The following is a 13,356-nucleotide window of genomic DNA, read 5'->3' as shown; positions in this document are numbered from 1 at the left end:
AGGAGAGGAGACCTATGCTCACTCGCGAAGACAACAATGTGCTGACCCAGGTTGGCCGCGGTACCCCGATGGGCGAACTGATCCGGCGCTTCTGGATCCCGGCGCTTCTGGCATCCGAGATTGCAGAGCCCGGTGGCAAGCCGGTGCGCGTGCGGTTGCTGGGCGAAGACCTCGTGGCCTTCCGCGATACTGACGGCAAGGTGGGCCTGCTCGACGAGCAATGCCCGCACCGCCGCGCATCGCTGGCGCTGGGCGACAACTCCGACGGCGGCCTGCGCTGCCTCTACCACGGCTGGAAGTTCGCCACCGACGGCACCTGCCTGGACACCCCGACGGAGCCATCCGGCTCCGCCTTCTGCTCGCGGATTCGCGCGCAGGCTTACCCGACGCGGGAAGCGGGCGCCGTGATCTGGACCTACATGGGCCCTGCCGCCGAGGAGCCGCAGTTCCCGGAATTCGAGTGGCTGTCGTACCCGGCCGTCAACGCCGTGCCTTTCAAGGTACTGGAAGACTGCAATTACGCGCAGGCGGTGGAAGGTACCATCGACTCGGCCCATGCCGGCGTACTGCACCGCGAGCAGCCGTGGAGCGCGCCCGCCAAGTACGACCATGAGCGCGACCTGCAGCCGAAGATCGAAGTCGAGTACACCAAGTACGGCCTGCGCTACGCCGGCGTGCGCAACTTCCGCGAGGAAGGCAAGCTGCATGCGCGCGTGACCGAGGTGGTACTGCCGTTCTTCACGCTGATTCCGCCCGATGGTTTCGGCGTGCGCAAGAACCGCCGCATGGCCAATGCCTTCGTGCCGCGCGATGATGAATCCACCTGGCACGTCCAGTGGTTCTTCGACGATACCCAACCGGTGGATGTTGCCTATCGCATTGAGGAGGGTGGCCACTGGGTCGACGAGAACTTCCGCAAGAAGCTCAATATCGACAACTGGTACCAGCAGGACCGCGAATGGATGAAGACGGGTTCGATGTCGGGCATCAAGGGCATCCTGACGCAAGACCACGCCGTCAGCGAAACGCAGGGCCGCATCCTGGACCGTACCAAGGAACACCTCGGCACGTCCGACGTGGCCGTGGTGGCATGGCGTCGCCAGATGATCCGCACCGCCCGCGCGCTGGCCGAACGCGGCGAGGCGCCCAGCGTGCTGACCGCGCCAATCCCGTTCCCGCAGATCCGCGCTGCCACAGTGATCTTCAGCAACGAGCGCACATGGAAGCAGGAGGTCCCCCTCAATCCCGACGTGGCCCTGACGGCCTGACGCGGCGATGCTGATCGACAGCCACGCGCATGTCTCGCCGGTCTGGTACGAGCCGGTGGAGACGCTGCTCGGCCAGATGACGCGCCACGGCGTGACGCGCGCGGTGCTGACGCAGATGATCGGGCAGGTGGACAACCGCTACCAGGCGGACTGCGTACGCGCGCATCCGGGCCGCTTCGCCAGCGTGGTCTGGATCGACCCGGCCGCGCCGGACGCTCCGCAGTTGCTGGCCAGGCTGGCGGACGAGGGTGCCGCCGGCGTGCGCCTGCGCCCCGGCGCCCGCTCGCCCGGCGGCGATCCGCTGGCAATCTGGAAAGCCGCGGAGGCTTGCGGCCTCCCGGTCAGTTGTGTTGGCAATGCCGAAGCGTTTACCGCGCCGGCCTTTGCCGACCTGCTGCAGGCAGTGCCCCGCCTGACGGTCGTACTCGAGCATCTTGGCGACACCAGCAAGCCGATGGAGACCGTGGCTGACGGCGAGTTGCGCTACACGGTGCTGCGGCTGGCCCGCTTCAACAACGTGTGTCTCAAGGTTCCCGGTCTCGGGGAACTGGCGCCCCGCGCGCCCGGCGCTCTGCGGGACGGCCCCACGTTCGGCGGTGAGGCAGCGGCGCTGCTGGAGGCCGCCATCGCCGCGTTCGGCGCGCAGCGCCTGATGTGGGGGAGCGATTTCCCGGTGGTGAGCAGTCGCGAAGGCTATGGCAATGCCTTGGCGCTAGTGCGCGAATGCTTCCTTGACCATCCGGCAGTGGTCCGCGAGGCCATCCTTGGCGGTACCGCGCGCCGTATATTTTGGAAGGAGATTTGACATGACAAGGAAAGTACTGGCGGCAGTCAAGACTGGTGTCGAGACGACCGAGCTGAGGGAGTTCGACTACCCACTAGTGCAGCCGGACTCTGGCATCCTCAAGGTCGAGGCGAGCGGCGTTGGCGGCAGTGACCCGGAGCTTTATCGTAAGCCCGAGCACGCTCCTGTCATCATGGGGCACGAGAACGTCGGCACCATCGTCGAGCTTGGCCCCATTGCGCAGCAACGCTGGGGCGTGAAGGCCGGCGACCGCGTGGCGCTGCACGAATACCTGCCGTGCTGGCACTGCGAATGGTGCATGAAGGGCGATTTCCGACTGTGCATGGAGGTGGACTTCTTCAATGTGAAGGACCGGCTCAACACGCTGCGTTTCGGCATGTCGACGTGCGAGAAGTCACCGCACCTGTGGGGCGGCTACGCGCAGTACATGCACCTGCCGCTGAACACGGTCATGCACGTGATCCCGCCCGATATGCCCGCCGTCCACGCCACGCTGGCGGTACCGTTCGGCAACGGCGTGCAGTGGGCTTGCAATGACGGCGGCGCCGGGCCCGGCAAGACGGTGCTCGTATTTGGTCCCGGACAGCAGGGACTGGGTTGCGTGCTGGCGGCCAAGGCGGCAGGGTCTCTGATGGTAATCCTGGCCGGCATGACACGCGACCGCAGCCGGCTCGACCTGTCGCTGCGCCTCGGTGCGGACCATGCCATCGATGTGCAGACTCAGGATCTCCATGCCGAGGTCATGCGCCTGACCAAGGGTCGCGGCGTCGACGTGGTGGTGGACACCACCGGCGATCCGACTGGCGAGGTGGCGCAGCTTGCCATTGGCCTCGCTGCCAAGGGTGCGTACTTGAGCCTGAACGGCCTGGCGCAGAGCGTACCGATCGGCGAGATCAAGAAGCGCTACCTGACGGTGCGTGCCCCGCGCGGTCGCAGCTACGCGGCGGTGGAACTAGCGTTGCGCTACATCGGCTCCGGCAGGTATCCGCTCGACGAAGTATGTTCGCACACCTTCGGGCTGGCGCAGACGCACGAGGCGATCCTGGCCACTGCCGGACGCGGCGTGGAGGGCGCCGTCCACGTTACGGTGGACCCTTGGAAGTGAACGGCTAGATCTTCTCTCCGGCTCGAGGGAGCAGGGGGCAAGGAACCGGACACCACTTCACTTCATTACTCACAGGAGACAAAGCCAATGATCGACAGTCATGCACACCTGATTTCCTCTGATGCGGAACGCTATCCGACTTCGCCACTGAGCGGCGAGCTGGAGCCCGGCGCGCTCGACAATCCCGTAACAGCGGAGCGCCTGCTGGCGCTGATGGACGAGCAAGGCATCGAGCGCGCGCTGGCAGTGCAACGGGCGCACATCTACGGTTTCAACAACGCCTACGTGTGCGATGCCGCCCAGCGCTACCCGGAACGCCTGCGCGCGCTTGGCATGGTCGACGCGCTCGACCCGGACATCCGCCGGCAGGTGAGGCACTGGGTCGGCGAGCGCGGCGCGGTCGGCATCCGCCTGACCGAGCCGCTCAAGGGCGCGGACCCGTCCTGGTTCGCATCGCCTGAGGCGATGGCAGCTTGGGAGACCGTGTCGGAACTGGGCGGATCGGTGCGGCTGCATTTCTATCGCTGGAACCGCGAGGCTGCCCTGAAGGCGCTCAAGCCGGTACTGTTGCGGTTTCCGCAGACGACCGTGGTGCTGGATCACTTCTCCAATATCGCCGGCGAAAGCGGCGCGCCGGACCACGGGGTCGATGCGCCGCTGCTCGAGATGGTGGAGCATCCCAACGTCTACCTGCTGTACTCGATGATCAACCTCGGCAAACTCGCCGCCGCCCAGATGCCGGCGGCGCCGATGGTCGAACGTGTGGTGCGTGCGTTCGGCGCGGATCGCGTGATGTGGGGGTCCGACGTCGCGCAGTCCAAGGGCAGCTACGCGCAGATGGTGGCGCTGGCGAAGGAGTCGGTGTCGCTGCTGTCTGAAGCCGACCAGCGCAAGGTTCTGCACGACACCGCGCACGCTGTGTACTGGGGAGCGCGCTGAGATGGGCGGGCGCGAGGTGTTCGATCCTGCGGGCGTCACGCCTCGCGCCCCCGATACCGACATACCCTCGCGGCTCGCGGCGGATATCCGCGAACTGATCAATGAAGGGAAACTGTCACCAGGACAGCAGTTGCGGCAACAGGACCTGGCCCGGCGCTTCGGCATCAGCCGCGTGCCGGTGCGGGAAACGCTGAGCCTGCTGGTGGCCGAGGCCGCTGTCTGCCACGACCCGAATCGAGGCTTCCACGTTGCGCCGCTGTCGAGTAGCGAGGCGCGGCAACTCTATCGCATACGCCACCTGCTCGAGACGCAACTGCTGTCGACGGTGAGATGGCCCGACGCCGGCGAACTGGCGGACCTGCGCGCGCGGCTCGCCCTCCTCGACCACCATCTCACCGAGCGCGCGCGTGCCGCGTGGGTCCGCGCACACCGCGAATTCCATGGTGCCATCTTCGCCCTGTCGCCCGACGCGGTGCTCAGGCGCGAAGTGATGCGACTGATGCGGCAGACGGATCGCTATCGGGCGATGGCCGCGCCAGATATTGCCGGCTATCGATTCCCGGCCGATCCGGAACATCATCTCGTCGAAACGCTCGCCGCGCAAGACCGCGCGGCGTTGCTGGAAGCCTATCGCCGCGACCGCAGCGCGGTGGAGGAGCGCCTGCTGGCGACGCTGACCGCCCTCGGTCTCTGAAGTCACATATCGACGCTGGATATCTCCGTGCGCGACCACGCGGACGGGAACGGCGCTCGTCCGCGCGTTTTGCTGGGGTGAAGGAGGAGCGGGGTTTACCCCGTAATGCCAAAGAAAAGATTGAAGTGCCGCTTGTCGCTGTATAAGATTCGCAATACTAAATTGAATATTATTTTGACTGAAGGGGAACGGAGGAATCCGCCTTCTGGATCAAGAGCACCTTCGGACACAACGGCCAGAGACGCCGTTGGCCAGAGTATGTAGCACCCAAATGCCAGCCCACTGGCAAGAACATAACGACTAGAAGGAGACGACGTGAACAAAAGACTCGCCGGAATAGCGGTTGCCGGCTTTTTCCCCCTTGCCGCATCTGCCGCCGACGTGACCCTGTATGGGGTTGCTGACAGTTTTGTCGGCTATTTTCGCAATTCGGAGAAGAGCGTCACGAGCCTGAACAGCGGTGGCCTGGCTGGCTCGCGCTGGGGAATGCGCGGCACCGAAGAGCTGTCGGCGGATCTCAAGGCGGTGTTCGTGCTTGAGGGCGGCTACAACATGGATACCGGTACCAACGCGCAGGGCGGCCGGCTGTTCGGCCGTCGCGCAACTGTCGGTATGCGCAGCACTACTTATGGCGAGATCGCGCTGGGCCGGCAGCCCACGCCGGGTTACGACTTCGCGGCGATTTTCGATCCCGTACTGATGGCTCCGGGTTCGGTGGCAGCGTCGCTCACCGGCGAGTCGAGCAACCCGTGGATGTTCAACCCGCTCAATGATCCGGCCCGCTCGGATAACGCGGTCCGCTACAACTCGCCATCCTTCGGCGGCGTAACGGTTTCGGCAGCGCATGTGTTCAGCGAGAATGCGGGCACGCCGGTCAACCGCAACTACGACATCGTCACGTTCCTCTACACGGCCAACAAGCTGAGCGCCGGCTACGGCTTTGCCCGCGCCACGGGAACGACCAACCTGACACCGGACACCAGCCGTCAGCTCGAGCACGCCTTCGCGGCCTCTTACGAAACGCCCTGGGCCACGCTCTACGCCAACTATCAATTGCGCTACCGGCTCGGCGCGGCGCATGACTCGGCGTGGCAAGTCGGCACCACCATTCCGGTTGGCGCCGCGGGCAATCTGAAGCTTGCCTACGGCATGCGCGACAGCGGAGTGACGAACGGCCTCCCGGATAACACGCCGACGGCGGACGTGGCCGCCTGGGCCATCGGCTACACCTATGAATTATCCAGGCGCACGACGCTCTACGCGTTCTTCAAGCGCCTCGAAAACCGCGGTTCGTCAAGGCAGACGATTTATCCACCCGGCGGGCTCGCTGCACCCACCCAGTTGCACGAGAAAGTGAACGCGCTTGGCGCGGGCATCTATCACCGTTTCTGACGCAGCCGGAGTTCATCGATGAAAACGAATACCGCAATGAATGCGAGCAAGACCCGCGCGCTTTCCATCGGAGTGGGCATCGCGATCGCCCTATCGTTCGCTTACAGCCTGCATTTCAATCCGCGGTGGTATGGCGACAACGGCCCCGGCGTGGGAAAGCTCCCGCGCACCATCGTGCTGGACTATATGAAGCAGGCATACGACAACGGTCGGGGCGCTGAGGCCGCGCAAGGATATTTCTCGCCAAAGATGGCCGACCACAATCCCGGCTCGATCGAGCTGCGCGATGGCCCGCCGATCCGCCACGAGATCCGGCAGGTGATCGCCGAAGGCCTGGTTGTCGCTGTTTACCACCGTGTGGAAGCGGCGCGAGGCCAGCCCGCTGTCGATGTGCTTGACGTGTTCAGGACAGGCGCCTATACGGGCCGGATCGCCGAAAGGCGGCGTTTCGTCCAATTCCCGCCGGCCGGCGAGGCCGCGAAGACTGCCCATTCCGGAGATGCCAAATGAATACGCCATCCCTTGCGAAAAAGAGGCTGGACGCTGCCATCGCGGGCCGTCTGGTCATCACCCTGATGCGACTGGTCCTCGGCGCCTGGATGATCAACAGCGGCCTTAGCCATTGGCTGACGAATTTTGGGTTCCCGCCCATCTTCCCTCAGCCACTTGGCACCCTGCCAGCTTCGAACGCGATGCTGGTCACGCTGATCGAGACTGGTGTGTTCGACATCGTCAAGGCTTGCGAACTGATAGCGGGCTTGCTCCTGTTGCTTGACCTGTTCGTCCCCTTCGCGCTGGCGATGACGTTGCCGATCTCGTTCATGGTCTTCTTCAACGCCATTGTCCTTAACCTGCGGTTCGGCATGCTGCTCAGCACCTCCATGAGCGTGTGGTGCCTGTATCTGAACGTCATCCTGATTCTGGCGTACCTGCGCTACTACTTGCCGATGCTGGCGTGCCGGACATCGCCGGGGGGTCTCGGAGACTTCAAGCGCCTGCCGGCTGCCGTCTTCACTTCGTGCTCCGACGAACAACGAAGTACGTGAACGTCGCACATCAAGGTAGCCGATCCTCAAAACACAACCTGGAGTAAAGAAATGTTCCTTCGCAATTGTTGGTACATGGTCGGATGGTCTACTGACTTTGCCGACGACGCCATCGTGCCCTTTACCGTGATGGACGAGCCGCTGGCCATCTATCGCAAGACCGACGGAAGCCTGGCTGCGCTGGAAGATCGCTGCTGCCACCGCCTCGCGCCACTGTCGGTCGGCCGCAAAGAGGGCGACGAACTGCGCTGCATGTACCACGGCCTGAAGTTCGCCGCGGACGGGCGTTGCACGGAAGTGCCGGGCCAGGACCGCATCTCTCCGCGCGTGTGCGTGCGGGCCTACCCGATCGTGGAGAAGCACGGCGCGGCATGGGTCTGGATGGGCGAGGCGGAGAAGGCGGACGAGGCGCTGGTGCCGCCCATCATCGGGCCGGACAACGCCGAGTGGGCGATGCAATGCTCGACCTTCGACATGGACGTGAATGCCGAGCTGATCTCCGACAACCTGCTCGACCTCTCACACGCGCCGTTCGTGCACGAGGCCACCTTCGGTGCCAGCGATCCAGTTGCGCTGAAGATGATGAAGGAAAGTGAGACGAAGCGCGGCGTCACGCAACTGGAGCGCGGCGTGCTGGCCGACCGCTGGCAGCTGGGCCGCCAGTCCAATCCATACTTCGGCGCGCGCCCGTGCGATGACCGCGTCGTCAGTCTGTTCCTGGTGCCGGGCGTGTTTATCCTCACCATCACTTCCTACGAGCCGGGCGTGCTCGAGCGCAGCGAGGGCGGCGACGTAACCGAGATGCCGATCTTCAAGCGCTGCACTTGCCAGATGATCACGCCCATCAGCCAGAACAAGTCGCGCTTCTTCTTCAACTTCGGGCCGTGGGCCGCCGCAGCCGATCTGAAGGAACACTGCTTCGGCATCGCCGACGCCGCTTTCCAGGAAGACAAGCGGATCATCGAGGCGCAGCAGGACATGATCCACCGTTCGCCCGGCCGCAAGTATGTGTTGCTTCCGATGGACCAGCCGATCGTCCGCTACAACGAGATCTACGCCCGCCTGCTGGCCGACGAGCAGCCGGTTGCCGAGCCGGCCTGAACCGATAGGATTTCGAGACAAGAAGATGGAACAGAAGACGCATGCAGTGAACTGGTCGCCGCCAGCGTGGGACGACGAGGCCGACATGGTGGTGGTCGGCTACGGCGGCGCGGGCGCGACGTTCGCCTTCGCAGCAGCCGAGGCCGGCGCCGAGGTGCTGGTGCTGGAAAAGGGCGATCGCGGCGGCGGCAATTCGGTTTGCGTCGCGGGCGGGCTCATCATGACCTCGACCGACGAGGACGCCACGTTCGACTACATGAACTGGCTGTGCGCCGGCCAGACCGACGAGCCGGTCCTGCGCAACTTTGTCACAGGCCTGAAGGAAATCCCGGGCTTCCAGCACAAGCTGGAGCTGCCGCTGAAGGACAACCCCCGCCCCTTCAGTGCGCCGGGATTCTTCCCCGAGTTTCCAGGCGCGCCGGGCGCCGCTAGCATCCACGGCATGAGCGTGGTGGCCGCGCCCGGCGGGGCAGGGCTGTACAACGCCATCGCCGCCGTGGCCGAGAAGCACGGCGCGCGCGTTCAGTGCAATACCACGGTGACGCAGCTCGTGCAGGATCCGGTGTCGCGCGCCATCCTCGGCGTGCTTGCCTGTACCGCCGACGGCGGCACCATCGCCGTCAAGGCACGCAAGGCGACGGTGCTTGCCAGTGGCGGCTTCGAGTTCGACGCCGGGATGTGCCGGCAGTACCTGACACCGTGCCCCATCCATTTCCTTGGCAGCCCGAACCTGACCGGCGACGGCATCCGCATGGCGCAGGAAGTCGGCGCGCAGCTCTGGCACATGAATGCCGTGGCGGGGCCGCTGAACTGGGGCATCAAGGTGGACGGCGGTCGCGTGTACGTGACGTACGACCTCAACAAGGTCGCAGGCTTCGGCTACAACTCGGGGGCCTTCAAGGATGGCGGCAGCCTGATCTGGGTGAACCGCCAGGCGGCACGGTTCCACAACGAGACCACCGATACGGCCGATGTCCGCCACGGCCTCGGCAACCGCGCCACCTGGCTGGCCACCAACCCCGACGTGCCGGAGTTCATCAACGTGCCCGCCTTCCACATCTTCGACGAGAAGGTCCGCGCGGGCGGCGCCGCCATGACGACGCTGAACTCGCGCACCCCGCCCTGGAGCCAGGACAACCTCGCCGAATTGGAGAACGGCTGGATCCTCCAGGCCGACACGCTGGAGGAACTGGCGCTGAAGTGCCGCTGGGACGCCGAGCCCGGCGCCTGGCCCGCCGGCCATCTCGACCCCGAAGCGCTGAAGGCAACCGTGGCGCGCTACAACGCGCAATGCGCAGCCGGCGAGGACACCGACTTCGGTCGCAAGAACTTCCTCGTTCCGCTCGATAAAGGTCCTTACTACGCCATCGGCCCGATGCTCCCGACCTTCCTGAACACGCATGGCGGCCCTCGTCACGACGCCCGCCAGCGCGTGCTCGACCAACGCGGCGCTCCCATCCCACGCCTGTACGCCATCGGTGAATGCGGCTCGCTGTGGGGCCCTTACTACAACTCGATGGGCGACATTGCGGAGTTCATCGTGTCGGGCCGCACCGCCGCGCGCGCGGCGCTGGAAGAAGCCGCCTGGGACCGCTGAGGCCCGAGCAACGAGAGTTCGAAGAACCGAAAACCGGAGACAATCATGTTGGAAAGCCCCACCACAATCCAGTCGCCGCCCCGCAGGTCCGCGGCGGTCGCGCCGGCGCCGGCGAAATCGGCGGTGGCGCCAGGCGGCTGGGCCTTGCTGTGCGTGCTCACCGTGGTCTATATCGTGTCGTTCATCGACCGTGGCGCCATCTCGCTGGTGGTCGGCCCCATCAAGCAGGATCTCGGGGCCACCGACCTGGAAGTGAGCTGGCTGCTCGGGCTGTCGTTCATGCTGCTGTACAGCGTGCTGGGCATTCCCGCTGGCTATCTGGTCGACCTGTACCGGCGAAAATATCTGCTGAGCGGCGCTATCCTGATGTGGTCCGGCGTGCAGATGCTGTGCGGACTGAGCAATACGTACTGGCACCTGTTCCTCGCGCGTATCGGCCTGGGCGTAGGGGAAGCCATGCTGCCGCCGGCGGCGTCGTCGATGATTCGAGACGCCTTTCCGCCGGAGCGGCGCGGGCTCGCGTTCGGCATCTACAATATCGGGCCGCTGCTGGGCACCGGGCTGGCGCTGGTGCTCGGCAGCTTCCTGCTGACGTTTGCGGCCAGCGGAAAGTTGGCGGGCGTGCCGCTGCTGGGGGCGCTGAAGCCCTGGCAATTCGTCCTGATCGTTCCGGGCCTGCTCGGCGTGCCGCTCGCCGTGTTGACGCTGCTGCTGCGCGAGCCGCCGCGGCGAGATGCCGTGGTCCAGGCGGATCGCGTCACCTATCCGGCTGCACTGCGCTTCGCATGGCGGCACCGTGCCGTCTACGGGCCGCTGTGGATCGCCATCTGCCTCTACGGCATCGCCATCGGCAGCCAGCTGGCGTGGCTGCCCGAAATCATCAACCGCTCGATGGGCATCGCGCGCCCCGAGATCGGCAAGACGCTCGGCGCGATCAGCGTGGTCGCTTCGCCGCTGGGCCTGCTGTTCTTCGGCAGTGTGGCAGACAAGCTGCAGAAGCGATGGAGCGACGCACCGGTTCGCGTCGCGATCGGCTCGACTGCCGTGGCCGCGCTTATCACCGCCTGTTTCCCGCTGATCCACAGCGCCCAGCTCGGCGCCATCGCCTACGGCGCACAGACCTTCTTCTTCGCGATCTTCGCCGTAGCCGGCGGCGCCACCATGGCTAACTTCACGCCGGGCAACATGATGGGCAAGCTGACGGCCCTCTATTACCTCATCACCAACCTGCTCGGGCTGGCGCTCGGTCCTACGGTCTGTGCGCTGGTGGCGCGGCTGTTCTTCGACGGCCCCAACGCGCTCGGCCATGCATTCGTGGTGTGTTACGTCGTCTCGGTCGGCATAGCCGTATGCCTGCTGGTGCGCGTCTCACGAGCGCTACGGGCGGCAAGTCAGCTTAGCGCCTCCTGATCCACGGCCTCGTGCCGTGCCTCGCCCACGCGTCCATTTTTGTCTGACCGCAAAAAGGAAACTGCAATGCATGCCGCTGAAAAATCGCCATGGAAATATCTTGTCCTGTGGCTCAGGCTGTATTTCGCCATTCATTATCTGGCTTCAGGCTTGAATTTCGTCATCTTCAACTTCGTTCCGGATTTCAGTCATGCCGGTCGCGTGGGGCCCTATCTTCGTGCCATGGCGGATATCGGCTTTTACCAGGTAATCAAGTACCTCGAGGTCGTGCTGGGGACGATGCTGCTTTTCAATCTCGCAGTGCCGCTCGCACTGATCGTGATGGCCGGCATCAGCGTCACGATCATCTACTTGAATCTCTTCATTTCCCCCGCGCCCCGGCAGTTGTTCACCGGACTCCAGGAGCTGCTTCTCAACGGCGCCCTGTTGCTCGCCTACGGGGGGTACTACGCGAATTTCTGTCGCGTCAAGACAAGGCCGTTTTGGTTCTGGGACGGGTTGTCGCACCCATCACGCGCTGATGCCAGAGAGTAAAGGCGACTGGCAGGACGGCATGTCGTCAACGCTTCGATTCAAGCAAGCCGCCCGGTTGGCCATGCAGCGCCGATCTGGCAGGAGGAGATAAACGTGATCAAGGATCTAGTCATTGTTGTGGCAGTGATCGTGACGGCGATAGTCATCGTCATGGCTGCCTCTACCAGCTTCGGCGCAAGACCGCTGCGGATCTACGACTACGGCCCGCCGCTGGCCGCGGGCGTGGTTGCCGTGGTTGCACTGCTCCGTGACGCCAGAAGGAAGTGATGACGCCATGAAAATCACCAAAGTCGAGTGCATTCCGGTATCGATGCCGCTGAAGAAGCCGCTGCGATTGCCGAATGTCACCATCACCAAACTCGATACGCTGCTGCTGCGACTGCATACCGACACCGGCCTGGTGGGCATCGCCGAATCTGGCGATACGTCCTCGTGGTACCGCGGCGAAAGCCAGGCCTCGATGGTCGGCATGATATGCGACATATTCGCCCCGCGCATTCTGCTCGGCGAAGACCCGCGCAACATCGAGAAGATCGTCGGCGCGATGGACACGCTGGCGCGCGACAACAACCAGGCCAAGGGACTGCTCGACTGCGCGCTGCACGACCTGAAAGGCAAGGCGCTGGGCGTGCCGGTCTACCAGTTGCTCGGCGGACGCACACGCGAATCAGCGCCGCTCGGCTGGGTGCTGTCGGCCGGCGAGCCGGACCAGGTGGCCGAGGCCGCGCTGGCGGCCCGCGAAGCCGGTTTCGTCGCCTTCAAGCTGAAGGTGGGGCGCGGCACCTTCGACAACGACGTGGCGACCGCCGCCGCCGTACGCGAGGCGCTGGGCGACAGCGCGCGCATCTGCCTGGACGCCAATGGCTCGTGGAACTACGAGCAGGCCCTGCGCACGATCCGACGGCTTGATGCGTATCGACTGGACTTCGTCGAGCAGCCCCTGCCGCATTGGGACATCGAGGGCATGGCGCGCCTGCGACAGCGCATCGAGACGCCCTTGTACGCCGACGAGGCAGCACAGGAGCTGCATCACCTGAAGGAAATTGCCGAGCGTCGCGCCGCCGACGGCGTCATCCTGAAGGTGCAGAAGGTCGGCGGCCTCTTGAAGGCCCAGCGCTTCCTCGCCGTGGCCCAGATGTTAGGCCTGCCGGTGATGTGCAGCACGCTGATCGGCTCCGGCGTGGAGGCCTGCCCGACCGCTCACCTGTGGGTGGCGAACCAGTGGGCCTGCCAGTTCATCAGCGAGAGCACCGGGCCGCTGGCCGTGCATGGTGTCTGGAACAGCGAAGACATTGCGCAGGGTGCGGATCTTGCCCTGCAAGGCGCGCGATTCCATCGCGGCCATGTATCCCCCGGCGACGGACCGGGCCTTGGCGTGGAACTGAACGAGACACTGCTCGCGCAGATTCGCACCGAGGGCCGTCCGGCGCGGGTGGTCAACCTGTAGGGCGCCCCCGATCCCGCC

14 protein-coding genes are annotated in these 13,356 nt (G+C 64.9%); all 14 read left to right on the top strand.

Annotated elements, in window-relative coordinates:
- Positions 1-14 precede the first annotated feature (14 nt).
- The 14 genes from AB1I47_RS13330 (at position 15) to AB1I47_RS13265 (ending at position 13,338) form a co-directional block, all read left to right on the top strand.
- Positions 15-1,268: a Rieske 2Fe-2S domain-containing protein gene (locus AB1I47_RS13330; protein ID WP_354684232.1), complete on the top strand. Its 1,254-nt coding sequence runs from the start codon at positions 15-17 to the stop codon at positions 1,266-1,268.
- Between the two features lie 7 nt (positions 1,269-1,275).
- A complete protein-coding gene (locus AB1I47_RS13325) occupies positions 1,276-2,073 on the top strand; it encodes an amidohydrolase family protein (protein WP_354684231.1) in 798 nt (265 codons plus the stop codon).
- 1 nt (position 2,074) lies between these two features.
- Positions 2,075-3,178 carry a zinc-dependent alcohol dehydrogenase gene (locus tag AB1I47_RS13320; protein ID WP_354684230.1) on the top strand — a complete coding sequence of 368 codons (1,104 nt, stop codon included), beginning with the start codon at positions 2,075-2,077 and terminating at the stop codon, positions 3,176-3,178.
- 87 nt (positions 3,179-3,265) lie between these two features.
- The gene (locus tag AB1I47_RS13315; protein WP_354684229.1) at positions 3,266-4,117 is read left to right on the top strand and encodes an amidohydrolase family protein; all 852 of its coding nucleotides are present in this window, start codon (positions 3,266-3,268) and stop codon (positions 4,115-4,117) included.
- Between the two features lies 1 nt (position 4,118).
- Positions 4,119-4,811: a GntR family transcriptional regulator gene (locus AB1I47_RS13310; RefSeq protein ID WP_354684228.1), complete on the top strand. Its 693-nt coding sequence runs from the start codon at positions 4,119-4,121 to the stop codon at positions 4,809-4,811.
- A gap of 315 nt (positions 4,812-5,126) precedes the next feature.
- Positions 5,127-6,203: a porin gene (locus tag AB1I47_RS13305; protein WP_354684227.1), complete on the top strand. Its 1,077-nt coding sequence runs from the start codon at positions 5,127-5,129 to the stop codon at positions 6,201-6,203.
- An 18-nt stretch (positions 6,204-6,221) separates the two neighbouring features.
- Complete coding sequence (locus AB1I47_RS13300; RefSeq protein ID WP_354684226.1) at positions 6,222-6,713, top strand: hypothetical protein; 492 nt, start codon at positions 6,222-6,224, stop codon at positions 6,711-6,713.
- Positions 6,710-7,249: a DoxX family protein gene (locus AB1I47_RS13295; RefSeq protein WP_354684225.1), complete on the top strand. Its 540-nt coding sequence runs from the start codon at positions 6,710-6,712 to the stop codon at positions 7,247-7,249. The genes AB1I47_RS13300 and AB1I47_RS13295 overlap by 4 nt, the downstream gene beginning before the upstream one ends.
- 51 nt (positions 7,250-7,300) lie before the next feature.
- Positions 7,301-8,350, top strand: coding sequence for an aromatic ring-hydroxylating dioxygenase subunit alpha (locus AB1I47_RS13290; RefSeq protein ID WP_354684224.1), 1,050 nt, complete (start codon positions 7,301-7,303; stop codon positions 8,348-8,350).
- A 25-nt stretch (positions 8,351-8,375) separates the two neighbouring features.
- Entirely contained in the window at positions 8,376-9,947 is a 1,572-nt protein-coding gene (locus tag AB1I47_RS13285; RefSeq protein ID WP_354684223.1) for an FAD-dependent oxidoreductase, read from the top strand.
- Between the two features lie 45 nt (positions 9,948-9,992).
- Complete coding sequence (locus tag AB1I47_RS13280; protein ID WP_354684222.1) at positions 9,993-11,357, top strand: MFS transporter; 1,365 nt, start codon at positions 9,993-9,995, stop codon at positions 11,355-11,357.
- 66 nt (positions 11,358-11,423) lie between these two features.
- On the top strand, positions 11,424-11,891 hold the full coding sequence (locus AB1I47_RS13275; RefSeq protein WP_354684221.1) for a hypothetical protein: 468 nt from the start codon (positions 11,424-11,426) through the stop codon (positions 11,889-11,891).
- 93 nt (positions 11,892-11,984) lie between these two features.
- Complete coding sequence (locus AB1I47_RS13270) at positions 11,985-12,158, top strand: hypothetical protein (RefSeq protein ID WP_354684220.1); 174 nt, start codon at positions 11,985-11,987, stop codon at positions 12,156-12,158.
- 7 nt (positions 12,159-12,165) lie between these two features.
- Positions 12,166-13,338 carry a mandelate racemase/muconate lactonizing enzyme family protein gene (locus AB1I47_RS13265; RefSeq protein ID WP_354684219.1) on the top strand — a complete coding sequence of 391 codons (1,173 nt, stop codon included), beginning with the start codon at positions 12,166-12,168 and terminating at the stop codon, positions 13,336-13,338.
- The last annotated feature ends 18 nt before the right edge of the window (positions 13,339-13,356 follow it).

Source organism: Cupriavidus necator (assembly GCF_040578825.1).
GTDB classification, from domain to species: domain Bacteria; phylum Pseudomonadota; class Gammaproteobacteria; order Burkholderiales; family Burkholderiaceae; genus Cupriavidus; species Cupriavidus necator_E.
Note: the sequence above shows the minus strand (reverse complement) of the source record. Positions and strands in the feature narration are given on the sequence as shown.

Bases quoted from the DNA above. Each gene is read 5' to 3' on its own strand.
- AB1I47_RS13330 (WP_354684232.1), top strand. From the start codon at position 15: ATGCTCACTCGCGAAGACAACAATGTGCTGACCCAGGTTGGCCGCGGT.
- AB1I47_RS13325 (WP_354684231.1), top strand. From the start codon at position 1,276: ATGCTGATCGACAGCCACGCGCATGTCTCGCCGGTCTGGTACGAGCCG.
- AB1I47_RS13320 (WP_354684230.1), top strand. From the start codon at position 2,075: ATGACAAGGAAAGTACTGGCGGCAGTCAAGACTGGTGTCGAGACGACC.
- AB1I47_RS13315 (WP_354684229.1), top strand. From the start codon at position 3,266: ATGATCGACAGTCATGCACACCTGATTTCCTCTGATGCGGAACGCTAT.
- AB1I47_RS13310 (WP_354684228.1), top strand. From the start codon at position 4,119: ATGGGCGGGCGCGAGGTGTTCGATCCTGCGGGCGTCACGCCTCGCGCC.
- AB1I47_RS13300 (WP_354684226.1), top strand. From the start codon at position 6,222: ATGAAAACGAATACCGCAATGAATGCGAGCAAGACCCGCGCGCTTTCC.
- AB1I47_RS13295 (WP_354684225.1), top strand. From the start codon at position 6,710: ATGAATACGCCATCCCTTGCGAAAAAGAGGCTGGACGCTGCCATCGCG.
- AB1I47_RS13290 (WP_354684224.1), top strand. From the start codon at position 7,301: ATGTTCCTTCGCAATTGTTGGTACATGGTCGGATGGTCTACTGACTTT.
- AB1I47_RS13285 (WP_354684223.1), top strand. From the start codon at position 8,376: ATGGAACAGAAGACGCATGCAGTGAACTGGTCGCCGCCAGCGTGGGAC.
- AB1I47_RS13280 (WP_354684222.1), top strand. From the start codon at position 9,993: ATGTTGGAAAGCCCCACCACAATCCAGTCGCCGCCCCGCAGGTCCGCG.
- AB1I47_RS13275 (WP_354684221.1), top strand. From the start codon at position 11,424: ATGCATGCCGCTGAAAAATCGCCATGGAAATATCTTGTCCTGTGGCTC.
- AB1I47_RS13265 (WP_354684219.1), top strand. From the start codon at position 12,166: ATGAAAATCACCAAAGTCGAGTGCATTCCGGTATCGATGCCGCTGAAG.